At 67.6% G+C, this 22051-nt stretch carries 24 protein-coding genes; 15 read left to right on the forward strand and 9 right to left on the reverse strand.

Annotated elements, in window-relative coordinates:
* Both ABZ942_RS08535 and ABZ942_RS08540 read right to left on the reverse strand, forming a co-directional pair.
* On the reverse strand, window positions 1-666 hold the full coding sequence (locus tag ABZ942_RS08535) for a TetR/AcrR family transcriptional regulator (RefSeq protein ID WP_357380067.1): 666 nt from the start codon (window positions 664-666) through the stop codon (window positions 1-3).
* A gap of 25 nt (window positions 667-691) precedes the next feature.
* A complete protein-coding gene (locus ABZ942_RS08540) occupies window positions 692-1570 on the reverse strand; it encodes an SDR family NAD(P)-dependent oxidoreductase (RefSeq protein ID WP_357380068.1) in 879 nt (292 codons plus the stop codon).
* Between the two features lie 43 nt (window positions 1571-1613).
* Between ABZ942_RS08540 and ABZ942_RS08545 the strand changes: the two genes are divergently transcribed.
* The gene (locus ABZ942_RS08545; RefSeq protein ID WP_357380069.1) at window positions 1614-2528 is read left to right on the forward strand and encodes a DUF4352 domain-containing protein; all 915 of its coding nucleotides are present in this window, start codon (window positions 1614-1616) and stop codon (window positions 2526-2528) included.
* A gap of 126 nt (window positions 2529-2654) precedes the next feature.
* Window positions 2655-3422: an SDR family NAD(P)-dependent oxidoreductase gene (locus tag ABZ942_RS08550; RefSeq protein ID WP_357380070.1), complete on the forward strand. Its 768-nt coding sequence runs from the start codon at window positions 2655-2657 to the stop codon at window positions 3420-3422.
* Between the two features lie 55 nt (window positions 3423-3477).
* On the opposite strand, the gene ABZ942_RS08555 is transcribed toward ABZ942_RS08550, so the two are convergent.
* From ABZ942_RS08555 to ABZ942_RS08565, 3 genes are all read right to left on the reverse strand, one after another.
* Window positions 3478-3936 (reverse strand): GNAT family N-acetyltransferase, encoded by a 459-nt coding sequence (locus tag ABZ942_RS08555; RefSeq protein ID WP_357380071.1) that lies wholly within the window; start codon window positions 3934-3936, stop codon window positions 3478-3480.
* Window positions 3937-3997: 61 nt separating this feature from the next.
* Complete coding sequence (gene htpG / locus ABZ942_RS08560) at window positions 3998-5968, reverse strand: molecular chaperone HtpG (protein ID WP_357380072.1); 1971 nt, start codon at window positions 5966-5968, stop codon at window positions 3998-4000.
* Window positions 5965-7563: a TM0106 family RecB-like putative nuclease gene (locus tag ABZ942_RS08565; RefSeq protein ID WP_357380373.1), complete on the reverse strand. Its 1599-nt coding sequence runs from the start codon at window positions 7561-7563 to the stop codon at window positions 5965-5967. Before ABZ942_RS08565 ends, htpG begins: the two co-directional genes overlap by 4 nt.
* 302 nt (window positions 7564-7865) lie before the next feature.
* Between ABZ942_RS08565 and ABZ942_RS08570 the strand changes: the two genes are divergently transcribed.
* From ABZ942_RS08570 to rraA, 9 genes are all read left to right on the forward strand, one after another.
* The gene (locus ABZ942_RS08570; RefSeq protein WP_357380073.1) at window positions 7866-8510 is read left to right on the forward strand and encodes a DUF6474 family protein; all 645 of its coding nucleotides are present in this window, start codon (window positions 7866-7868) and stop codon (window positions 8508-8510) included.
* An 11-nt stretch (window positions 8511-8521) separates the two neighbouring features.
* Window positions 8522-9040 carry a hypothetical protein gene (locus ABZ942_RS08575; protein WP_357380074.1) on the forward strand — a complete coding sequence of 173 codons (519 nt, stop codon included), beginning with the start codon at window positions 8522-8524 and terminating at the stop codon, window positions 9038-9040.
* 41 nt (window positions 9041-9081) lie between these two features.
* Window positions 9082-9738: a YcnI family protein gene (locus tag ABZ942_RS08580; RefSeq protein WP_357380075.1), complete on the forward strand. Its 657-nt coding sequence runs from the start codon at window positions 9082-9084 to the stop codon at window positions 9736-9738.
* A 32-nt stretch (window positions 9739-9770) separates the two neighbouring features.
* Window positions 9771-10280, forward strand: coding sequence for a copper resistance CopC family protein (locus ABZ942_RS08585; protein WP_357380374.1), 510 nt, complete (start codon window positions 9771-9773; stop codon window positions 10278-10280).
* Window positions 10277-11236, forward strand: coding sequence for a CopD family protein (locus ABZ942_RS08590; RefSeq protein ID WP_357380076.1), 960 nt, complete (start codon window positions 10277-10279; stop codon window positions 11234-11236). The genes ABZ942_RS08585 and ABZ942_RS08590 overlap by 4 nt, the downstream gene beginning before the upstream one ends.
* A gap of 37 nt (window positions 11237-11273) precedes the next feature.
* Entirely contained in the window at window positions 11274-11753 is a 480-nt protein-coding gene (locus ABZ942_RS08595; protein ID WP_357380077.1) for an SRPBCC family protein, read from the forward strand.
* A 22-nt stretch (window positions 11754-11775) separates the two neighbouring features.
* Window positions 11776-12150 (forward strand): DUF5313 family protein, encoded by a 375-nt coding sequence (locus tag ABZ942_RS08600; RefSeq protein WP_357380078.1) that lies wholly within the window; start codon window positions 11776-11778, stop codon window positions 12148-12150.
* Window positions 12151-12199: 49 nt separating this feature from the next.
* Window positions 12200-12565, forward strand: coding sequence for a DUF5313 family protein (locus ABZ942_RS08605; RefSeq protein WP_357380079.1), 366 nt, complete (start codon window positions 12200-12202; stop codon window positions 12563-12565).
* A gap of 86 nt (window positions 12566-12651) precedes the next feature.
* The gene (gene rraA / locus ABZ942_RS08610; protein WP_357380080.1) at window positions 12652-13143 is read left to right on the forward strand and encodes a ribonuclease E activity regulator RraA; all 492 of its coding nucleotides are present in this window, start codon (window positions 12652-12654) and stop codon (window positions 13141-13143) included.
* A 10-nt stretch (window positions 13144-13153) separates the two neighbouring features.
* Here rraA and ABZ942_RS08615 read toward each other — a convergent pair whose 3' ends face one another.
* A complete protein-coding gene (locus tag ABZ942_RS08615; protein WP_040729260.1) occupies window positions 13154-13372 on the reverse strand; it encodes an RNA-binding S4 domain-containing protein in 219 nt (72 codons plus the stop codon).
* A gap of 143 nt (window positions 13373-13515) precedes the next feature.
* On the opposite strand from ABZ942_RS08615, the gene lysX reads away from it, so the two are divergent.
* Window positions 13516-16839 carry a bifunctional lysylphosphatidylglycerol synthetase/lysine--tRNA ligase LysX gene (gene lysX / locus ABZ942_RS08620; protein ID WP_357380081.1) on the forward strand — a complete coding sequence of 1108 codons (3324 nt, stop codon included), beginning with the start codon at window positions 13516-13518 and terminating at the stop codon, window positions 16837-16839.
* 125 nt (window positions 16840-16964) lie between these two features.
* A complete protein-coding gene (locus tag ABZ942_RS08625; protein ID WP_357380082.1) occupies window positions 16965-17171 on the forward strand; it encodes a hypothetical protein in 207 nt (68 codons plus the stop codon).
* A 130-nt stretch (window positions 17172-17301) separates the two neighbouring features.
* On the opposite strand, the gene ABZ942_RS08630 is transcribed toward ABZ942_RS08625, so the two are convergent.
* A complete protein-coding gene (locus ABZ942_RS08630; RefSeq protein ID WP_357380083.1) occupies window positions 17302-17880 on the reverse strand; it encodes a Uma2 family endonuclease in 579 nt (192 codons plus the stop codon).
* 100 nt (window positions 17881-17980) lie between these two features.
* On the opposite strand from ABZ942_RS08630, the gene ABZ942_RS08635 reads away from it, so the two are divergent.
* On the forward strand, window positions 17981-18592 hold the full coding sequence (locus ABZ942_RS08635; protein WP_357380084.1) for a histidine phosphatase family protein: 612 nt from the start codon (window positions 17981-17983) through the stop codon (window positions 18590-18592).
* A gap of 115 nt (window positions 18593-18707) precedes the next feature.
* Complete coding sequence (locus ABZ942_RS08640; RefSeq protein WP_357380085.1) at window positions 18708-19010, forward strand: hypothetical protein; 303 nt, start codon at window positions 18708-18710, stop codon at window positions 19008-19010.
* Between the two features lie 68 nt (window positions 19011-19078).
* Here the strand turns inward: ABZ942_RS08640 and ABZ942_RS08645 are convergent, their stop codons facing one another.
* Both ABZ942_RS08645 and ABZ942_RS08650 read right to left on the reverse strand, forming a co-directional pair.
* A complete protein-coding gene (locus ABZ942_RS08645) occupies window positions 19079-19978 on the reverse strand; it encodes a cutinase family protein (protein ID WP_357380086.1) in 900 nt (299 codons plus the stop codon).
* 568 nt (window positions 19979-20546) lie between these two features.
* Window positions 20547-22016, reverse strand: coding sequence for a glutamate synthase subunit beta (locus ABZ942_RS08650; RefSeq protein WP_357380087.1), 1470 nt, complete (start codon window positions 22014-22016; stop codon window positions 20547-20549).
* Window positions 22017-22051: the final 35 nt, after the last annotated feature.

Consider the following 22051-nt stretch of genomic DNA (forward strand, 5'->3'; position numbering starts at 1 on the left):
CTAGCGCGACTCGTCTGCGGACAGCAACGCGTCCCCGAACAGCGCCCCACCGCGACGCACCAGATTCAACAGCGGCACCCGCAGCGCGAGCAGACCGTCCAGGTCGTCGGCCGCGATCCGGCCGGTGACCATCGCGCTGATCGCGGCGGCCAGGGTTTGACAGGCGAAGCGCTGCTCGTCGGTCCGTGCGCCGAGCACGTCGGCGATCCGGACGACGAACAGCTCCTGTAGCTGGGCCCGGCGGCTGATCGCCGCCGAGCCGACCGCGTACACCTCGACCAGGAACAGCCGCGCGCTTGCCGGATCGTCGACCAGGTGCTGCAGGTAGGCCGCGAAGATCCGGTCCATCCTGGCCATGCCGTCCGGCTCGGGCTCGGTCGGATCGCCGGACACATCCTCGATGCGGCCGAGCAGGTTCTGCACCGCCCGCTCGTAGGCGGCCTCGAAACAGGCCTCCTTGGAACGGAATTGCTCGTAGAAGGTCTCCCTGGACACCCCGGCGCGTTTCAGGATCGCCGCGACCGAGGTGCCGACGTAACCGTTCTCGACCATCGCCTCGGCCATCGCGATCAGGATGCGCTCGCGCTGCGAAGCGACCACCTGTTCACGCGGCAGGCCGTGCCTACCGCGCGGGAGTTGGCGTGCGCTGGTTGCCGATTCGGGCATCGATGACTCCGGTGGTTAGGTCGGGCTAAGCGTGCCGCTCCATTTTGCGGGGTCGGTCCGGTTGGTCCGTGGTGAAGGGTGCCTCTTCCTTGCGCGCGATCTCCAAGGCGCGCCGCACACCTCGACGCAACGCGAGTGTGATCACCCGCTGGGCGATCGGCCGGAACGGCAGCACGAAGGCCACCCACCAGGGCGAGACCACCTGACGCCGCCGCCGCGCGATCGCCTTCGCCACCGAATCGATGGCGGGCCCGAGCGGTGCGACGCCGGAAACGGTGGAGCGACCGATGATCGCACGGGCCGCGTCGGTGCCGAAGCCACGCGAGGTCATGTCGGTGTCGAGCTCGGCGAAGTACGCGATGCCCACCTTGGCCCCGGTGTGCTTCAGCTCGATCCGCAGCGTGTTGCCGAGCGCCTCCACCGCAGCCTTCGACGCGCTGTACGCGCCGACCAGCGGCAGGTGCACCGCCGCGGCGAGCGAAGAGACAACCAGCGCATAACCATTCGCGTGGCTGATGTGCGGCCCGGCCGCGCGCAACGTGTAGTAGACGCCGAGCACATTGACCGCCAGCGTCTCCTCCATCACCGCGGGATCGCCCCCGAGCAACGGCAGCTGTCGCGCGACCCCCGCATTGGCGACCACCACATCGAGGCCCCCGAGCTCGCCCACCAACGTCGCCACCACCCGATCGACCTGCTCGCGATCCCCCACATCGCAGTACCGCCACGGCGCGTCCCCGCACTCCCGAGCCACCTCCCCCAGCAACTCCGCTTCCAAGCCGAGCAGCGCCACCTGGGCGCCATCGGCATGCAACTGCCGAGCCAGCGCGGCCCCGATCCCCCGCGCCGCCCCCGTGATCAACACCTTGCGCCCAGCAACAGACGCCCCCGCGAACAGCTTCATGCAAGCGACCGTACCACCTAAGAACATGTTTGTTCGCAAATAGTTGGGCGGTGCCCCGAATGACGGCACGGACCTGTGGAATAGCCAACTGCCTGCGCTTATTTCAGTTATACCGTTAGCAAATGAACGTAACGCACACCACATGAGGTCGATACAGGCGGCATCAGCTAGATCACTTCTCGCAGAAGGCAAACAGATGATGCCACCGCAGGGGGAATACCCATCGCAGCAACCTCAGAATCCGAACTGGGGTGGCCAACCTCCTCCCGGCGGCGGACAACAACCACCGCAGCCCGGCCAGTTTTCACCGCCGCCCGGGCCCGGATACGGTCGGCCACCGCAAAAGAAATCCAGTGGCGGCAAGATCGCGCTCATCGTGGTCGCAGTCATTGTCGGACTATGCGGATTCGGCACGATCATCGCCGCGGTCAACAGTGGAGACGACAAGAGGACAGACAAGACGGCCAGCAGTGCCGCGGCCGCCCCGGCAACCAGCGCCGCCAGTGCACCCGGCGCACCGCTTGCGGAAAAACCACCTGCCGCAAAGCCATCGGCAGGCTTGCCCGGCCTCAATACACCGGTGCGGGACGGCAAGTTCGAATTCGTCGTCACCGGGATTCAGAACGGCCTCGCCGTGGTGGGGGACAATCCGTACCTGCAGCGAAAAGCCCAGGGCGCGTACACCATTGTCTCGATAACGGTGCAGAACATCTCGGACAAACCACAGGGATTCAGTCCGAGCGCGCAGTATCTGTTCGACGCACAGAACCGTAAATTCGAGAACGACACCATGGCCGCGATCGATCTGCAGTCCGACACCAGCATGTACGCCAGCGTCAACCCCGGTAATGCGGTGACTGCTCAGGTGGTGTTCGATCTGCCGCCCGGCGCGGTGCCGAGCCACATCGTGCTGCACGACTCGATCTTCTCCGGCGGTGTCAAAGTAACCCTCCAGTAGCCGCCGCGGCGGCCGGGCGATGGTCCGCTCGGGAGTGAGAGGGATGCCTCAGGGGGCCGGTTGCGGGCACCCGTTAGGGTGCAATTGACAAAGGGCCAACTGGCTGTCACGAACGAGAGGACCATCGTGGAGATTTCGGGTTCCGCCGCCATTGTCACCGGAGGCGCATCCGGCCTCGGCGCCGCCACCGCCAAGCGTTTCGCCGAGCTGGGGGCCACCGTCTTCGGACTGGATGTGCCGCAGTCGATCGAGCGCGCCGGCGACAACGTGCCTGCCGGGGTCACCCTCATTCCGGCCGATGTCACCAGCAATGACGAGGTCAGCGCCGCGGTGGCGCAGGTCGTCGAGTCCGGCGCGCCGCTGCGCATCGTGGTCAACTGCGCCGGTGTCGGCTGGGCCGGGCGCATCCTGTCCAAGAACGGCCCGCACGATCTGGAGCTGTTCCGCACCGTCATCACCGTGAACCTGCTCGGCACCTTCAACGTCATGCGCCTGGCCGCCGACGCGATCTCGAAGACCGACACCGTGGACGAGTACGGCCAGCGCGGCGTCATCATCAACACCGCCTCGGTCGCCGCGTTCGAGGGCCAGATCGGCCAGATCGCGTACTCGGCGTCCAAGGGGGGCGTGCACGGCATGACCGTGCCCGCCGCGCGCGACCTGGCCCAGTTCGGCATCCGGGTGAACACCATCGCCCCCGGCATCATCGACACCCCGATGCTGGCCGGCGTCACCGAGGAGTACCGCAAGGGCCTCGAGGCCGGCGTGCCGTTCCCGTCCCGCCTCGGCCGCCCGGACGAGTACGCGCAGCTGTCGCAGTACATCGTCGAGCACGACTACCTCAACGGCGAGACCATCCGCATGGACGGCGCGCTGCGCATGGCCCCGCGCTGAGAACGAACACCCGCGAAGCCGCTGCCGACCGAGTTCGGCAGCGGCTTTTCGCTTTTCAAACGAAGCGCCGGAAGGTCATCAGGTGCCGTCCCGGGCCGTTGTAGTCCGGCACCGGCCCGTCGACGGTGAACCCCATCCGGCGATGGAACGCGATGGACGTCTCGTTCGTCGGCGCGGTGATCGCCGTGACGACCCGCCTGCGATGCGCCCGAGCGGTCACGAAGAACCGCTCGTAGAGCTCCCGCGCCAAGCCACTCTTCCGCGAATCCGGATGCACCCCAACGAAATGGATGTAGGCCTCATCGGGCTCGGACGGCGACGGAAACCCGATCAGAAACCCCGACAGCCGCTCCGCCGTCTCCGCGACCAGGCTCGTCCGATGGAAATGATCGAGGAACAGCCGCGGCAGCACCGGCAGGATCTCGCGGCCCCACCACTCGTCGACCACACCCGCGATCGCGTCGTAGTCCGCAGGCCGCGCCGCCCGGATGACCAGCTCAGTCGAATTCGGCACGAAGCTCATTGTGCAGACACCGGCGAGGACCACCGGGTGGTGGTCCCCGCCGGTGACCGGATCAGAGGGTGCGGGTGAGGCGGTCGGTGAGGATGTGGGCGAAGCGGGCCGGATCCTTCAGTTCCCCGCCCTCGGCCAGGACCGCGGTGCCGTAGAGCAATTCGGCGGTCTCGGTGAGTTCGGGGACCTTGCCCGCGTCGGCGTCGTCCTTGCGGGTGTCGTAGGCGTCGCGCAAGCCGGTGACCAGCGGGTGGGTCGGGTTGAGCTCGAGGATCCGCTTGGTCTCGGGCATCAGCTGACCTGACGCGCGGTACATCCGCTCCAGCATCGGAGTGAAGTCGAAGACGTCACCGACCAGGCAGGCGGGCGAGGTGGTGAGCCTGCTGGTGAGCCGCACCTCCTTGACGCTCTCGTCCAGGGTCTTGCCGAGCCAGCCGAGCACCTCGGCGAAGTCCTTGTCCTGCTGCTCGCGCAGCGCCTCGGAGGCCTTCTTCTCCTCTTCGGACTCCAGGTCGACCTCGCCCTTGGCGATGGAGACGAACGCCTTGCCGTCGAACTCCGGCACCGAGCCGACCCACATCTCGTCCACCGGGTCGGTGAGGATCAGCACCTCGCGGCCCTTGGCCTGGAAGGCCTCCAGGTGCGGGGAGCTCTCGACCTGCTGGCGGGACTCGCCGGTCATGTAGTAGATCGCGTCCTGGCCGTCCGGCATCCGCTCGACGTACTGGGCGAGCGTGGTCAGCTCGGACTCGGAGTTCGTCGAGGCGAACGAGGAGACGCCGAGGATGGTCTCGCGGTTGTCGACGTCGCCGAGCAGACCCTCCTTGAGGACGCGCCCGAACTCCTTCCAGAACGTCTGGTACTTGGTCTGATCCTCGGCGCCCTGCAGCTCCTTGACCGTGGACAGCACCTTCTTGACCAGCCGCTTGCGGATCATCTGGATCTGCCGGTCCTGCTGCAGGATCTCGCGAGAGACGTTGAGCGACAGGTCCTGCGCGTCCACCACACCCTTGACGAAGCGCAGGTACTCCGGCATCAGCTCTTCGCAGTTGTCCATGATGAACACCCGCTTGACGTAGAGCTGCACGCCGCGCTTGTGCTCGCGGGTGAACAGGTCGAACGGCGCCTGCGACGGCAGGAACAGCAGCGCCTGGTACTCGAAGGTGCCCTCCGCCTTCATCGGGATGATCTCCAGCGGATCGTCCCAGGCGTGGCTGACGTGCTTGTAGAACTCCTTGTACTCCTCGTCGCTGACCTCGCTCTTCGGCCGGGTCCACAGCGCCTTCATGGAGTTGAGCGTCTGGTCCTCGACGACCGTCTTCTCGGTCTTGTCTTCGCCCTCACCCTCGGTGACGGTCCGCTCGACCTGCATGCGGATCGGCCAGGCGATGAAGTCGGAGTACTTCTTGACGATCTCCCGGAGCTTCCACTCCTTGGTGTAGTCGAAGAGGTGGTCTTCCTCGTCGGCGGGCTTGAGCTGCAACGAGACCGAGGTGCCCTGCGGCGCCTCGTCCAGCGTTTCGATGGTGTAGGTCGAGCTGCCCGCAGCCGACTCCCAGCGGGTGCCCTCGTTCTCGCCGGCACGCCGGGTGGTCAGCGTGACCTTGTCGGCGACCATGAAGGTGGAGTAGAAGCCGATGCCGAATTGGCCGATCAGTTCCGCGGTGTCGATGTTGCCCGCGGCGGCGCCCTTGGCCTCGTTGAGCTTCTTGCGCAGTTCGGCGGTGCCGGACTTGGCCAGGGTGCCGATCAGGTCGACCACCTCGGCGCGGGACATGCCGATGCCGTTGTCCCGCACGGTCAGCGTCCGGTTGTCCTGGTCGACCTCCAGCTCGATGTGCAGGTCGGACGTGTCGACCTGCAGATCCTTGTCCTGGTAGGACTCCAGCCGCAGCTTGTCCAGCGCATCCGAGGAGTTCGAGATCAACTCCCGCAGGAAGGTGTCCTTGTTGGAGTAGACCGAATGGATCATCAGCTCGAGCAGCTGATGGGTCTCTGCTTGGAACTCGAGTTGTTCGACGTGCTCAGTCACGACGCGATAGTACGACGCCCGAAATCCTCTAGGCCAGGAACCTCGAGGTCTGCCCGGTTCGACATCCAATCGCGCAGCACCTGGGTGGCCCGCACATCGTCCTCGTTGTACTCCAGCAAACGGGTGCGCTGGGACATGTCGGGCTCGCCCTCGTAGCCGACGGCCAGCCGATACCAGCTCATCGACGCCTCGCCGCCCGCCTCGGCATCGCGCCAGGCGAAGCCGGCCACCGGGGCGATCTTCTTGAGGCCCTTGCCATTCGGGCAGATGAACTGCTCGGAGACGGCCTGGAACATGTCCACCCACTCCGGCCCGTCCACGAACGCGCGCACCTGGTCGACCGTCGGCACGCCGGGCCGCCCGGCGAATCGACGCGCCGACTCGTACAGCCACTTGTCCTCGGCGGTGCGCGAGTAGCAGTAGGCGGCAAAGGTTTTCCCGTTCGCGGCGGCCTCGGCGCGGGTGGTCATCAGCCAGGTCCAGAACTCGCCGAACGAACGGCCCTCGTCCTCGGTGGGCAGCGGATCCCAGGTGACGAACGGGCGGTACACCCCGTCGAGCAGGGTGCCCCACAGGTACGCGCCGTACTCCTGGAAGCTCTCCAGGTCGACATCCACCTCGACGTCGGCCCGCTGCACCCGTACCGGCTCCACCCGGCGAACCAGCGGCGCGCCCGCGATCCAGGCCCGCGCGGTGACCACGGCCTCGTCGAACGGCCCGTGCTGCCAGTCGTCCGGGTCGTCGCCCGCCCAGCCGGCCAGGTCGTCGATCGTCTGCACGCCGTGCCTGCGCAACACCTCGGCCCGGGAACCCGGCGCGACCAGGCTGACGTCGCGGTGTTCGACAAGCCAGCCTTCGCAGCTCGGGCCCTCGATGCCGCGCGACCACCACGGGCACTGCCTGCACTCGGGCACCTTCGACGGCACCGTCGGTAGTTCGCCGCGCACCACCGCCACCCGGTCCGCGTAGCGCTGGTCGTAGTCGGCCAGCACCGGGCCGAGGTCGTGCACCAGGATGCAGTCGAAGTGGTAGCCGATCACGCCGCCGACCAGTGCGGGGCTGGCCATGCCGTGACGTTGCAGCATTCGGTACAGGTGCGCGAGCCGCTGCTGGTCGCGCGGCTGCTGGCGCAGTTTGCGGTGTCGATCCGGGCGCGGGTTCCAGTGATACGGGTCGGTGGTGGTCGGATGGAAGTCGGCGGGCTCGGGCTGGCGCGGGTCGGTCACCTTGTGGTTCACCACGATCACCGGGATGTACCCGCCGCGATCGAGATCGCGCAGCAGGATCTCCGAGCCGCCGCGCCTGCCGGTCTCCGGCTCCTGCGGCAGCAGCCCGCCCCAGATGTGTTGCACGCCAGCCGCGCACGCCCGCATGGTGGCCTCGGCGCGTTCGGCGGCGCGCAGCGTCGGATCGATCACCACCCAGCCTGCAGGATCCGCCGCGAGCAACGCGTCGCGTACCCGCACCCGATGCGCCGTCGCCGCCTCCCTGCGCTGCCGCACCCCCGGATCCTCCGAGACCCCCTGCAACGCACCGGGATGTGCCGCGTCCAGATGCAGCCGATGCCGACAACCGATCAGCGCCCTGGCATCGATGAACGGAGTCGGCGCGCCGACAACGCCGCTCGGCCGTTCGACGGCCGTGCCGTTGTGCTTGCGACCTGCTCGGTCATCGATGCCCGATTCCACGTTATGCAGTATGGTCCCTACCCCCGACAAACCCACGAACCCCGTGGGCACAGCCTTGCGGCGAACCGCTCTCGCCGGTGTCACGATGGATACCCTCGCTGGTGTCGCGACGGACCCGATAGGGTAAACGGCAAACCGTGTGACATGGGCGGACGGGCTTTCCCCGGCGTCGTACTGCCATGGCAAACCAGCATGACGGAGGGCCTTCGATGGGGTTGTTCACGAAGCGCAAGCGGCGCCCGAGCCGCAGGGCCGAGGCGAAAGCTCTCAAGCACAAGGCGGGTCTGGAAGCCAAGCTGGTCGCCAAGAACGACCGCAAGGCCCGCCGCGCGGAGGGCCGTACCCAGCGCAAGGTGGCCAAGGCGCAGATCTCGGCCCTGCAGGCGGAGGAGAAGGCCTCGCTCAAGCTGGCCGCCAAGGCCGAGCGTGAGCTGTTCAGCGCGAGTCAGGTGAAGAAGTACCTCGGCGTCGCCAGGGTGCTCATCCCGGTGCTCGCGCCGCTGGCCTACCGCGCTGCCACCTTCCTGCGCGCGCAGCTGGACACGCGCAAGGCCCAGCAGCTCGGTATCGGCATCGACCAGCTCGGCGACTTCGGCGGCCACGGCGCCAAGCTGCAGGCCAGGATCGTGAATACCGAAGCGGCACTCAACAAGATCGGTGTGCAGGGCGGCAAGGACCGGGGCGACACGCAGAAGTTCATCGCGGCCACCCAGGCGCGGCTGGACAGCCTGTCCGCCGCGGTGCAGACCGCCGAGCAGATGCCCGCGCCGCGTCGCCGGGCCGTGCACGCGTCGATCGCCGAAGAACTGTCCGGGGTCGAGGCGGACGTGCTCGCCCAGCTCGGCGTGCGCTGACCCTCCGCGCGATGCCCCCAGCACCCGGTACCGGCCACCTGCGTGGTGGTCTGGTCGGCGTGTTGGTCGGCGCACTCGCCGTCGCCGCGCATGGTTCGGCGGGCGGCGGCTTTCCCGGTTCGACGGAACTGACGCTGGTGCTGCTGGTCGCCGCGCTGGCGGGTGGCGCGGCGAATGCGCTTGCCCGCGGCCGTGGTTCGGTGCTCGGTTTGCTGATGCTCGGGCAGCTGGCGAGCCATGTCGCGCTGTCCGGGCTGCTCGGCCACGAACACGCCACTGCCGCAACGAATCCGCTGCCCTCCGGCTGGATGCTCGTCGCACACGCCATCGCCACACTCGGCTGCGCGGCGGTCATCTCGATCACCGAGCGGCTCTACGCGGTGGCCTCCGGTGCCGTCCGCGCAGTGCTCGCGAAGCCGCGGCTGCCCCGCATCGTCGGACCGGTGCACTGGTCCAATCCTGGCCTCCCGCACTACCACTGCCCGCCGAAGGGCGCGATCGGCCCGCGCGCGCCGCCGGTGCCGGCCTGACCCGCCGCACCACTCCCCTTCGGACAGAAAGCCTTTCCCTCATGCACCGTTCGATTTCGCGCGCCACCGGCACGGCCGTGGCCGCCACCACCCTCGCGTTCCTGGCCTGCGGCACCGCCGCCGCGCACGTCACCGTCGACGCGCCGGGCGCCCAGCAGGGCAAGTACGGGGTTATCACGCTCCGGGTGCCCACCGAATCCGACACCGCGAGCACCACCGCGCTCACCGTCACCCTGCCTAACCTGAAAAGCGCGCGCACCGAACCGATTCCGGGCTGGTCGGCCAAGACCGACAAGAACGAGAAGTCGGAGATCACCGCGATCACCTGGACCGCCGAGCCCGGCAACCCCGGCGTCGGTCCCGGCCAGTTCCAGCGCTTCGCGATCGCGGTCGGCCCGCTGCCTGCGCAGGAGAAGGTCAGCTTCCCGGCCAAGCAGACCTACAGCGACGGCAAGGTCGTCGACTGGAATCAGCCCGAGGGTAAGGACGGCGCGGAGCCCGAGCATCCGGCCCCGTCGCTCACCCTGGCCAAGGGCGCGGGCGACCACGCGGCCGACCGCACCGTCGATACCGCAGCCGCGAGCGCGTCCACCGACAACGACAACACCGCCCGCTGGCTCGGCGGCATCGGCCTGGCCCTCGGCCTGCTCGGCGTCGCACTCGGCCTCGGCAATGTGATCCGGGCGCGGCAGTCGTGACCCGGCGGCTACTCACCGCCCTCGTCGCCGGTGTGTTCCTATTCGGATTCGGTTTCGCCGCAACGGGAACCGCCGCCGCGCACTCCGCGCCGACCGCCAGCGTGCCGGACGACGGCGCCACGATCGACGCGGGCCCGGCGCGGGCGAGCATCACCTTCAACGAGGCGCTGCAGCCGAGCTTCCCCGCGCTCACCGTGGTGGGCCCGGACGGCTACCTGTGGTCGAAGGGTGCGCCGACGGTCGACGGCAACACGGTCAGCGTCGAGGTGGGCGAGCTCGGTCCGGTCGGCGAGTACACCATCGCCTACCGGGTGACCTCCGCCGACGGCCATCCGGTCAGCGGCAAGCGGCATTTCACCCTCGGCAAGGCCGGTAACGGTGTGCACGGCGACAAGCCGAACGCCAGCGGCGGTAACGCCGACTCGGCCGACTCCGGCGGAGTTCCGTTGTGGGTCTTCATCGTCGGCGCCGTCGTGCTGTTCGGTGGCGGGCTGGCGTTCGCGTTGTTCGGCGGCAGGGGCCGGAAACCGAAGCAGCAGTGACGGGTAGGACGATCGGCGGCCGGGGCGGTGCGCGGCGGGGCACCGCACGCGCGCCGTGGTCGGTGCTGCTGATCGTCCCGACCGGGCTGCTCGGGGTGCTGCTCGCCTGGGCGCTGACGCTGCCCGCGGGTTTCGCGGCCGAGGCGACGGTGCGGGTGCTCGCGGACGGTGTCGGCGCGACGGTGCTCGGGCTGGCCGCGCTGCCCCGGGTGCACGAGCGGCTGGCGCCGCCGTGGCGGTTGCTCGCGGTGCTGGCCGGATTCTGGTGCGGCACCGAGTTCGCGGTGCTGGTGTTCGAGGCGGCCGAGGTGGTCGGTGTGCCGGTCGGCACGTTGGCGGCCGGGCAGTTCGGCGCCTATCTGGTGCACCTCAGCGGTGGGCAGGTCGGCATCGCCATCCTGGTGGGGGTCGGCGTGGTCGCGTGTTATTCGGCGGTGGCCTTCCGGCGGGCGGATATCGCGTCGGCGGATCTGGTGTTGGTGTTCGCGGCGGTCGCGCTGGCGCTGCGGCCGATTACCGGGCACATGTCGCAGCAGACGTTCGGGTCGGTGCTCGCCGCGGTGCACGCGCTGGCGGCGGCGGCCTGGTTCGGGCTGCTCGTCGCGCTCGCGCTGGTGGTGCGCACCCGCGGCGAGTGGGCCGTGGTGCTGCCGAGGTATTCGACGATGGCGTTGCCGCTGGTCGCGGCGGTGGCGGTGACCGGGCTGCTCAACGGTTTGGTGCGGGTCGGCGGGATCATGCCGTTCGTCACGACCGGTTACGGCCGCATCCTGCTCGCGAAAACCGTTGTGCTGGTTGGTCTGCTGGCATTGGGCTGGTGGTGGCGGCGCAGTTGGGTGCACCGGGCCGCCGAGCACCGGATGACCGCAGAGGCCTCGCTGCACCGCGCCACCATCGAGGTGGTGGTGATGGCGCTGGCGTTCGGGCTGGCCGCCACCCTCGCGGTGACGGCGTGACCAGGCGACCTAGATCGAAACCAGTTACTGTTTTCGCATGACCGAAGTGAAGATCGTCGAGGACTGTGCCGCGTCGGCGGAGTCCGCGTTCGCCTACGTGAACGACTATCAGAACCTGCCCCGCTTCCTCTACGGGATCCAGTCGTTCACCCCGGTCAGCGCGCAGACGGTCGGCGTCGGCGCCGCCTTCGACGGCCACATCAAGCTCGGACCGGCCTCGCTCAAGTCGCGCATCGAGGTCGTGCGCTGGGAAGAGAACGCCGTCATCGCGGTGAAGTCGATCAAGGGCTTCGATGTGGAGTCGACCTTCCTGTTCCACCCCAAGGGCGACGGGCTGTGCACCGTCGACGCGATCGTCGACTTCCGGGTGGGCGGCGGACTGGCCGGGCGCGCGCTGGGCAAGACCATCGAACCGTTCGTGAAGATCGCAGTGCAGCACACCACGCACAATCTGATCACGCAGATCACCGCGTTCCACCAGACCCGCACGGCCGAATCGGATGAGTCCGTGCATTGATGTCGTGCGGGATGCTTGACCGATGAGCACCACACCGTCCTTCTTCCAGCGCATCGGATACGTCGCTGGCCGCACCCTGCCCGCGTCGATGACCGACTGGGTGCGCGAGGACCTGGTCGGCCCCGGCGCGACCCGGCGTTATCTGCTGCGCATCCTGCTGCCGCTGATTCCGGTGCTCATGCTGTTCCTGTTGCTGCCGGGCCCGCTGTGGATGGGCCTGGCGATGATGGCGCTGCTGTACCTGCCGCTGATCTATTTCACGGTGGCGCTGATGTACGTGTACCGGCGGCATCGGCTGATCAAGCACGGCCTCGATCCCGCGCTGGCCGATGCGGATGCCCGCCGCCGCGCCGAGCCGGAACGCCTCGCCTACGAGCGCAGGCACGGCCGAGGTTAGGGCCGCAGCAACCTAGCGGTGACCGATACCACAGGCATAGCCTTCAGGTATGAAAACCCCCACAATTCGGCAGCGGATCGCCTACGATCTGGGCCGCGAGCTCCCCGAGGAGCTGCACGAGTGGGTCATCCGCGACCTCGTCGGACACGGGGCCATGGAGCGATATCTCGTCCGGTTCCTCGGACCCGTCATTCCGTTCTTCGCCCTGGTCCTGCTGTTTCCGGGCCCGATGCCACTGAAGCTCGGTTTGATCGTGATGATGATCGTCCCGATGATCATCTTCACCGTGGCGCTCAGCTATGTCTGGCGCCGCTACCGTCTGGTCCAGCACGGGTTGAACCCGGATCTGGTGGACCGCGCCAAGTTCTCCGAACACGATCGGGAGATGTACGAACTGCACTACGGGCATCGTTAGCGCCGCTCGGCATACCTGTAGCGATCGATCTCACAACGGGAGCGGCCCTCCCGGAAGTCCTGCTCGGCCAGTCCTAAGCTGAGCTGGTGACCGAATCGCAGAATGATGTCGTGGCTACCGCCGACCTGGCCGACGAGATCGGCCCCGAGATCCGCAGCTGCGACACGCAGTTCATCCAGTTCGGTGGCCGCGCGGCCTTTTCCGGCCGGATCACCACCATCCGCTGCTTCCAGGACAACCTGCTGGTCAAGCAGACGCTCGGCGAACCGGGCACCGGCAAGGTGCTGGTCGTCGACGGCGACGCGAGTGTGCACACGGCATTGGTCGGCGACATCATCGCCGGGCGCGGCGTGGACAACGGCTGGGCCGGCGTGATCATCAACGGCGCGGTGCGCGACTCGGCGATCCTGCGCACCCTCGACATCGGCATCAAGGCGCTGGGCACCAACCCGCGCAAGAGCACCCAGACCGGCGCGGGCGACCGGGATGTCCCGGTCGAATTCGGCGGCGTCACCTTCGTGCCCGGCGACATGCTCTACAGCGACCACGACGGCGTCGTGGTCCGCGCCGAAGACTGAAAGTAGCAGGTCAGACCGACACCCTCGCCTGATGACCGGCGAGGGTGACGACATCGCCGATCTGCAACTGCCGCCCGCGGCGCAGTTCCACCTCGTCGTTCACCCGCACCAGGCCGGAGGCGATCACCGTCTTGGCCTCGGAGCCGGATTCGATCAGATTGGCCAATTTCAGGAACTGACCGAGCCGAATGCCTTCGTCATCGATCGGTACGTCGACTGGTTCTGCCATGAGATACATCCTTACCTTGCACCCGAAATCGGTAAACGCCAGCCCCCGCGCGCGGCGCTGACACGCGTATGCGACGCGCCGAGAACCGACATGCCCGGGTGGTCTTCGAGCACCGCGACGGCGGCACCGTACACACTGGTTCAGTGACCACCACGCAAGCCCGGCAACACCTGATCGAACCGCCCGCGGACAGACCGACCCCACCGGTCCCCCATCGAGGGCATGGACGACTGACAGAGGTCCCGCATATCGCGGGTCTGGTGGTCGGGGTTTTCGCGGTGGCGTGTTTTCTCTGGAGCCTTTCGCCCGGCCTGCGCTTCCTGACCCAGGTGCCGCGTCGCTACATCGACAGCTACTACTTCGACGCACCCGACACCAACCTGATGTGGGCGCTGATCATCGGCCTGCTCGCCGGCGCCCTCGCCAGCCGCAAGCGCATCGCCTGGTGGTTGCTGATCGGCTATGTGCTGCTGCACGCCCTGCTGGCCGACGGCCTGGAGTTCGCGGACTCGGGTTCCATCGACGCACTGGTCGCGCTGATCGTGCACCTCGCCGTGGTCGTCGTGCTCGTCGCGGCCTGGCGCGAGTTCTACACGAAGGTGCGCCGCGGGGCGGGCTGGAAGGCGCTCGGCGTGCTCGCCGGCGGCCTGACGGTCGGCTTCCTGCTCGGCTGGGGCCTGGTCGAGTTGTTCCCCGGTTCGCTGCCGCGCGGCGCGCAGCGGCCCGGCTGGGCGCTGTATCGGGTAACCGCAGCGGTGCTGGTGGACAACGAACACTTCGACGGCCACCCGCGCCCGTTCGTCAACTTCCTGCTCGGCCTGTTCGGCGCCATCGCGCTGCTCGCCGCGGTGATCATCCTGCTGCGCTCGCAGCGGGCGGCAAACGCGATGACCGGCACCGACGAATCCGCGATCCGCGGCCTGCTGGAACGGTCCGATCTGGAGGACTCGCTCGGTTACTTCGCGACCCGGCGCGACAAGGCGGTGGTGTTCGCGCCGAGCGGCAAGGCGGCGGTCACCTATCGGGTGGAGCTGGGCGTCTGCATCGCCAGCGGCGACCCGATCGGCATTCGCGAGGCGTGGCCGCAGGCGATCGACGCCTGGTTGCGGCTGGCCGACCAGTTCGGCTGGGCACCGGCGGTGATGGGTGCCAGCGAAATCGGTGCGACGTCGTACCGGCGCGCGGGCCTGTCCGCGATCCGGCTCGGCGACGAGGCCATCTTGGACACCAGGACGTTCTCGCTGGCCGGCCCTGAGATGAAGCCGGTCCGCCAGGCCGCGAACCGACTGCGCAAGCACGGCATCACCGTCCGGATCCGGCGGCATCGCGACGTGCCCGCCGACGAGTTCAAGCAGGTGATCGCCCGCGCGGACACCTGGCGCGACACCGAGACCGAACGCGGCTTCTCGATGGCGCTCGGCCGGCTCGGCGATCCGCTGGACGCGGACTGCCTGCTGGTCGAGGCGGTCAACGGACAGGACCGGGTACTCGGCATGCTGTCGCTGGTGCCGTGGGGCCGCACCGGCGTCTCGCTGGAGTTGATGCGCCGCGATCCGCTCGGCCCGAATGGCGTGATGGAGCTGATGATTTCGCAGCTCGCGCTCAACTCCGAGCAGCAGGGCATCACCAAGGTCTCGCTGAACTTCGCGGTGTTCCGCTCGGTGTTCGAGGAGGGCGGGCGGATCGGCGCCGGTCCGGTGCTGCGGCTGTGGCGCGGTGTGCTGCTGTTCTTTTCGCGCTGGTGGCAGCTGGAGGCGCTGTATCGCTCCAACGTGAAGTACCAACCACATTGGGTGCCAAGGTTTTTCCTGTTCGAGGAACGCAGGCAGCTGCCGCGGGTCGCGGTGGCCAGCGCGCTCGCCGAGGGCTTCCTGCCGCGGTTCGGCAAGGAGCCGGACACGATCTCGCACACCGGCATGCACAGCGCGGTGCCCGCGACCATGACCGGGCTGCACGCCGACGGCAGCCCGCCCGAACTCGGTCCGGTCGAGGGCAAGGAACAGCTGCCGCGCCGTCCCGAGCAGGTGCGGGTCCGGATGGACAAACTGGATCGGCTCACCGAGTCCGGCGTCGAGGCGTATCCGGTCGCCTACCCGCCGACGCACACCGTCGCCGGGGCCAGGAAGTCGCCGCGCGGCACCACGGTCCGGGTGTGCGGCAGGCTGCTGCGCATCCGCGACTACGGCGGCGTGATCTTCGCGGTGGTGCGTGACTGGACCGACGATATTCAGCTGGTCATCGACCGCGACCGGGTCGGTGCCGAGCGCAGCGCCGAGTTCACCGAGTTCTTCGACCTGGGCGACCTGATCGAGGTCAGCGGTCAGATCGGCAGCAGCCGACGCGGCGAGCTCTCGCTGCTCGCGGCGGACTGGCGGATGCTGGGCAAGTGCCTGCATCCGTTGCCGGACAAGTGGAAAGGCCTGTCCGATCCCGAGGCGAAGGTGCGGCAGCGCTACGTCGACATGGCGATCAATCCGGAGACCAGGGAGGTGCTCGCCAAGCGCAGCGCGGTGGTCCGCTCGCTGCGCGACTCGTTGAACGCCTGGGGCTATCTGGAGGTGGAGACGCCGATCCTGCAGCAGGTGCACGGCGGCGCCAACGCCACCCCGTTCCTCACCCACATCAACGCCTACGACCTGGACCTGTATCTGCGGATCGCGCCCGAGCTGTACCTGAAGCGGCTGTGCGTCGGCGGCATGGAGAAGGTGTTCGAGATCGGCCGGACCTTCCGCAACGAGGGCGTCGACTTCAGCCACAATCCCGAGTTCACCATTCTCGAGGCGTACGAGGCGCACAGCGACTACGAGCGGATGATGCACGTCTGCCGTCAGCTCATCCAGGATGCCGCGCTCGCGGCCAACGGTGCGATGGTGGCATTGCGGCCGCGGAGCGACGGCTCCTACGAGCAGGTGGACATCTCCGGCGAGTGGCCGGTGAAGACGGTGCACGGCGCGGTGTCCGAGGCGCTCGGCGTCGAGATCACCCCGCAGACCGACCTGGAGCAGCTGCGCGAGCTGTGCGACAAGGCCGAGGTGCCCTATCAGCACGGCTGGGATCCGGGCCAGGTGGTGCTGGAGATGTACGAGCATCTGGTCGAATCCCACACGGCGGAACCGACTTTCTACATCAACTTCCCCACCTCGGTGTCCCCGCTGACCCGTGCCCACCGGAGCATTCCCGGCGTCACGGAACGCTGGGACCTGGTCGCCTGGGGTGTCGAACTCGGCACCGCCTACAGCGAACTCACCGATCCGGTCGAGCAGCGGCGCAGGCTCACCGAGCAGTCGCTGCTCGCGGCCAACGGCGACCCGGAGGCGATGGAGCTCGACGAGGACTTCCTGCAGGCGCTCGAGCACGCGATGCCGCCGACCGGCGGGCTCGGCCTGGGGGTGGACCGGGTGGTCATGCTGATCACCGGGCGCAGCATCCGCGAGACCTTGCCGTTCCCGTTGGTGAAGCCACGCTGAACGAAGCATTGCCGGCTAAGGGCTCACAAGGGACGAATCGGACGGCTACCCTGGGAAATTCGGGCCGGGGCGGCCGGGCACATTCGGCCCCGGGAGGAGCCCGATTCACGAGATGGGGTTCGGAAATGTACCTTGACCTGCTGACCAATATGAGCCTGGTGGACCACAGCGTCTGGGCGAGCCCGGACACCTGGAACTCGGCGATGGAGCTGGCGGCCAAGAAGCGGAAACGCAGCAGCGGGGGCCTGATCATCGGCGGGCTCTGCTGCCTGCTGGTGGTCGCGGCGATCATCGGCGGCGTCTACCTGCTGATGCGGCGCAGGAAGCAGTAACCCTCGTACCTGAATGGCCCGGTTCGCAGCACGCGGGCCGGGCCATTTACGTTGTCCGGCTGAGCGACCCGTCAGATAGCGGTGCGCTTGAACGTGCTTCGAGCCGCACGCATGCCAAAGGGTTTCTCGTCTAGAACCGATCGATATCGGTCAGGTCGATCTCGATGTCGTAGGGGACGGTGAGTTTCAGGCGGTCGTGGTGAATACCGGTGAGCGCGTAGGCCTTTGTCGCTGGATCAAGTTCGTAGACGTAGACAACCGGGCGACCGTCGACATTCTCCACCCGCCAGAAGTGGGTGATACCGGCCCGGGCGTACAGCTGAGGCTTGCGCTCCCGATCACGCGTACGCGACTCAGCGGAGACTACCTCGATGGCCAGAACCACATCGTCAGCCTGGTAAGTGGTGAGGTCCGGGCCGCCATCACGATCGGCATGAACCACGATCAGGTCCGGCTCGGGGCGTTGAGCGGGCCCGAGAGTTACCGTCATCTCACGGCGAACACGTAGCCGCGCAGGCGCAAGCGACCGCAATACCGAATCGAGCAGTGAGATCACCAGCATGTGGAACTTCGCCTGCGGACTTACGAAAACGAGACTCCCGTCGATCAGCTCGGTATGCGGGGGCAGGTCGGGCAGGCGGTCCAGATCCTCGGCGACGAAACCCCCCGGTGGCGGGCGGAGCCACTGCGGAAACGGTTCGACGGTCATGGTTCCGACTATGGCACGGGTATCGACGCTTGACCACGTTCCGCGCGATCACTGTCAGCGCTGGTGACGACGCCACCTGGTATACGGCAGAGTGGGGCGGGTGCAGTTGATTCTTGTTCGCCATGCCCAACCGCTTCGGATCGTGAACTCGGCCGGGCCCGCTGATCCCGAGCTGGCGCCCGTCGGGCTCGAGCAGGCCGAGCGGGTGCCTGCCGCGTTGAGTCAGCATCGGATCACCCGGGTGGTGAGCAGCTCGCAGCGCCGGGCGCGCGATACCGCGGCACCGACCGCCGCGAAGCTCGGGCTCGGCGTGGACATCATCGATGACCTCGCCGAATACGATCGCGACCTGCCCGCCTACATTCCGATCGAGGACGCCAAGGTCGAGTTCCGCGAGGTCTACGAACGGATCAAGGCGGGGCACTTTCCGGACCAGATCGACGGTGGGGCGTTCAAATCCCGAGTGCTCGACGCGGTCACCGAGATCGCCGCGGGCACCGATCCGGCCGACACGGTGGTCGCCTTCACGCACGGCGGCGTGGTCAACGTGCTGCTGCAGGAAATACTCGGTTTGGAACGGCCGCTGACCTTCCCGATCGACTACTGTTCGATCACCCGAATCCTGTTCTCCCGCACCGGGCGGCGGACCGCGGCGACGGTCAACGAGAACGGGCACGTCTGGGACCTGTTGCCGCGCAATATCAAATCCTGAGCGTCTCATTCACAGACGATTGGCAGGGACGTCGCACCGCCGTCCCAGCGACGGAACCTTCTATGGGACCGGTGAGCCACCCCAAGTGGCACACAGTTCGAGAGAAAGGAATTCCGTGTCGCTCTCCAGAACATCCATGCGGCGTCGCATCATCGGGATCGCCGCGGCGGGGGCGCTCGTCGCCCTTCCGCTAGGCGCGTTCGCGGCCACGGCCTCCGCCGAGGCCCCGGCACCCGACGCCACGATTCAGGTCCAGGCGGCCAACGGTGACGTGGATCAGCAGGGCGCCGACATCAACCGGCCCCATCACAAGCACCGTCCCGGCGGACCGCACCGCGGCCATCACCCGCATCCGGGTGGCGCGCCGCAACTCCAGCAGCAGTTCCAGCAGCTGCTGCCGCCGACGGGCTCCGGATAACCCTGCTCGACAACGCGAAGGCCCACCTCCCGTGCCAGGAGGTGGGCCTTCGCGTTATACCGAGTGGATCAGGCCATGCCCGCGATCCAGTTGTGCATCCAGGAGACGGCGGTCTGGCCGCCACCGACCGGGTAGCTACCGTACAGCGTGTGCGCCTGTGACTTGTAGAACCGCTCCAGATCCTTGGCCCGCTGCTCGTTCGCCGAGTCCGTCAGCTGCGCCTGCAGTGTCGGCACGCCACCGTGCGCGAACAGGTCGCCCACGATGTTTCCGGCCTCGATCTGGTAGCGCCACATGTTGGCCGGGTTCGCATCCGACGCCTGCGCCATGAAGCCGGCGAACCGGGTGACGAAGTCGTCCGGCTCGGTCGCGCAGTACAGGTCTTCGGTCGCGCAGATGCTGCGGGTGCGGTCGCTGACCCAGCCGAAGCCGCCCACCCGTGGGCCACCGGCACCCGCGCCGGGCGCGGGCGCACCGACCTGAACGTCGGTCGGCGAACGGCGCGGGTCGGAGATCAGGCCGACACCGGCGATCCGCTCGGGCGCGATCACGCTGAGCCCGGTGCCGATCTCGGCCGCGAGGTCACCGGCCGCGTCGGCGCCCTGGCTGTACCCGACGAGCGCGATCTTCGTCGCGCCGCACGAGTGCGCCATGTCCGAGATCAGGCCGCGCGCCCGATCGACGGCTTCCTTCTTCGAGTTGCCGTAGACTTCGCCTTCCCACGGGAAAGCGGTCGCGGCATAAGTCACATAGTCGACGTCCGTCGACCGGGGCAGGTTATTCGTGACGCCCGCCAGCATGCCGGGTTGCGGCTTCTTGTCTTTGCCGGTTTCCCAGGTACCGGGGATCGCCACTACGTAGAGGCTTGGGCAGCCAGGGTCCGCGCTCGCGGAACCGGCACCGAACACCATGCCGGACAACACCGTCGCGGATGCACCAAGAGCCGCGACAACCTTCTTCAACTGCATACCGCTCCAGTCCAAACCAATGCCCCTCGTGGGCATCCCCGACAAGTTGCGCACCAACTCTGAACCCGACAGGTGACCTTCCAGTGCACACTGGGTTAACACCGGTCACCCACCACCGTGACGGCTGCGACCCCAAACCCGCATCCCAAGATCAGCAGCGCGACGGGATCACAATAGAGGGCCGAGGCCGCTCGCGCCATCCGAAACTCCGGGACGTGTCCGATTTCCGTCGAATGCCCAAAACCCAACCACCCCAGCACAACCCACCGCTCAACCGCATCCGACCGGCCCCGCTCCGCGGTTCAACATTCCGCAATCATGCAGCAAATTCAGCCTCATATCGAAACCCCCCACTCCAACGGCTATAAAAAGCCCTATACCGCCACCGATCAGCGAGTTACGCCGGACTTCGGCAAACACCGAGGCCCTCGAAATGGTGGCTTGCGCACAGCCGCTCGCAATCCGTTGACGACCGAAACCATCCCCGGGAGTGTCGGAAAACAAAAGCGCCTGTGGACGTCGATGTCCACAGGCGCTTTTTCCGCTCCGGTAAGAGAGGGGTTTCTGGTCAGCGTTGGGCGACCATGGTGGGGGTGATGGGGGCGGGAAGCGCCGTCTCACCTTCCAGGAAGCGGTCTACCGCCGAGGCCGCGGCGCGACCTTCGGCGATGGCCCAGACGATGAGGGACTGGCCGCGGCCCATGTCGCCCGCGACGAAGACACCGGGGATGTTGGTCGCCCAGTTCTTGTCGCGCTGGACGTTGCCGCGCTGGTCGTAGCCGACGCCGAGATCTTCGAGCAGGCCGGGCTTTTCGGGTCCGGTGAAGCCCATGGCGAGCAGCACCAGGTCGGCCTCCAGGGTGAAGTCGGTGCCGTCGACCTTTTCGAAGCGGCCGTTGGCCATCTTGACCTCGTGCGCCTGCAGGCCGGTGACCTTGCCGTCGGCGCCGACGAAACGCTCGGTGTTCACGGAGAACACCCGCTCGCCGCCCTCTTCGTGCGCCGAGGACACCCGGAACATCAGCGGGTAGGTCGGCCACGGTGTAGAGGCGGCGCGCTCCTGCGGCGGTCGCGGCATGATCTCGAACTGGTGGATGCTCTCCGCACCCTGCCGGTGCGAGGTGCCCAGGCAGTCGGCGCCGGTGTCGCCGCCGCCGATGATGATGACCTTCTTGCCCTTCGCGTGGATGGGCGGCAGGCCGTCGGCATCGGTGACATCGTCGCCGAGCTGCACCTTGTTGGCCCATGGCAGGAACTCCATGGCCTGGTGGATGCCGTCGAGTTCGCGACCGGGAATGGGCAGGTCACGCGCGATGGTGGCGCCACCGGACAGCACCACCGCGTCGTACTGCTCGCGCAGCTGCTCGGCGGTGATGTCGACGCCGACGTTCACGCCGGTCTTGAAGATGGTGCCCTCGGCCTCCATCTGCGCCATCCGGCGGTCGATGAAGCGCTTCTCCATCTTGAACTCCGGGATGCCGTAGCGCAGCAGCCCGCCGATGCGGTCGGCCCGCTCGAACACGGTCACGGTGTGCCCGGCGCGGGTGAGCTGCTGTGCGGCCGCGAGTCCGGCGGGGCCGGAGCCGACGACGGCGACCTTCTTGCCGGTCAGCCGGGTCGGGTAGACCGGGGTCACCCAGCCCTCGTCGAAGGCGTTCTCGATCAGGTCGATCTCGACCTGCTTGATGGTCACCGGGTCCTGGTTGATGCCGAGGACACAGGACGCCTCGCACGGCGCGGGGCACAGCCGCCCGGTGAATTCCGGGAAGTTGTTGGTGGCGTGCAGGCGGTCGATGCCCTCGCGCCACTGGCCCTTGTAGACCAGGTCGTTCCACTCGGGGATCAGGTTGCCCAGCGGACAGCCGTTGTGACAGAACGGAATACCGCAGTCCATGCAGCGGCTGGCCTGGCGCTGCAGGGTCTCCTTCGGATACCCCTGCTCGTAGACCTCTTTCCAGTCCATCAACCGCAACTCGACCGGTCGACGGGTCGGTAGTTCCCGCGAGGTGTGCTTCAAAAAACCTTGTGCGTCAGCCACGTTCGGCCTCCGTAATCTTGCCTGTGGACATCGGA

The sequence above is a fragment of the Nocardia sp. NPDC046473 genome, from assembly GCF_040645995.1.
GTDB lineage: Bacteria > Actinomycetota > Actinomycetes > Mycobacteriales > Mycobacteriaceae > Nocardia.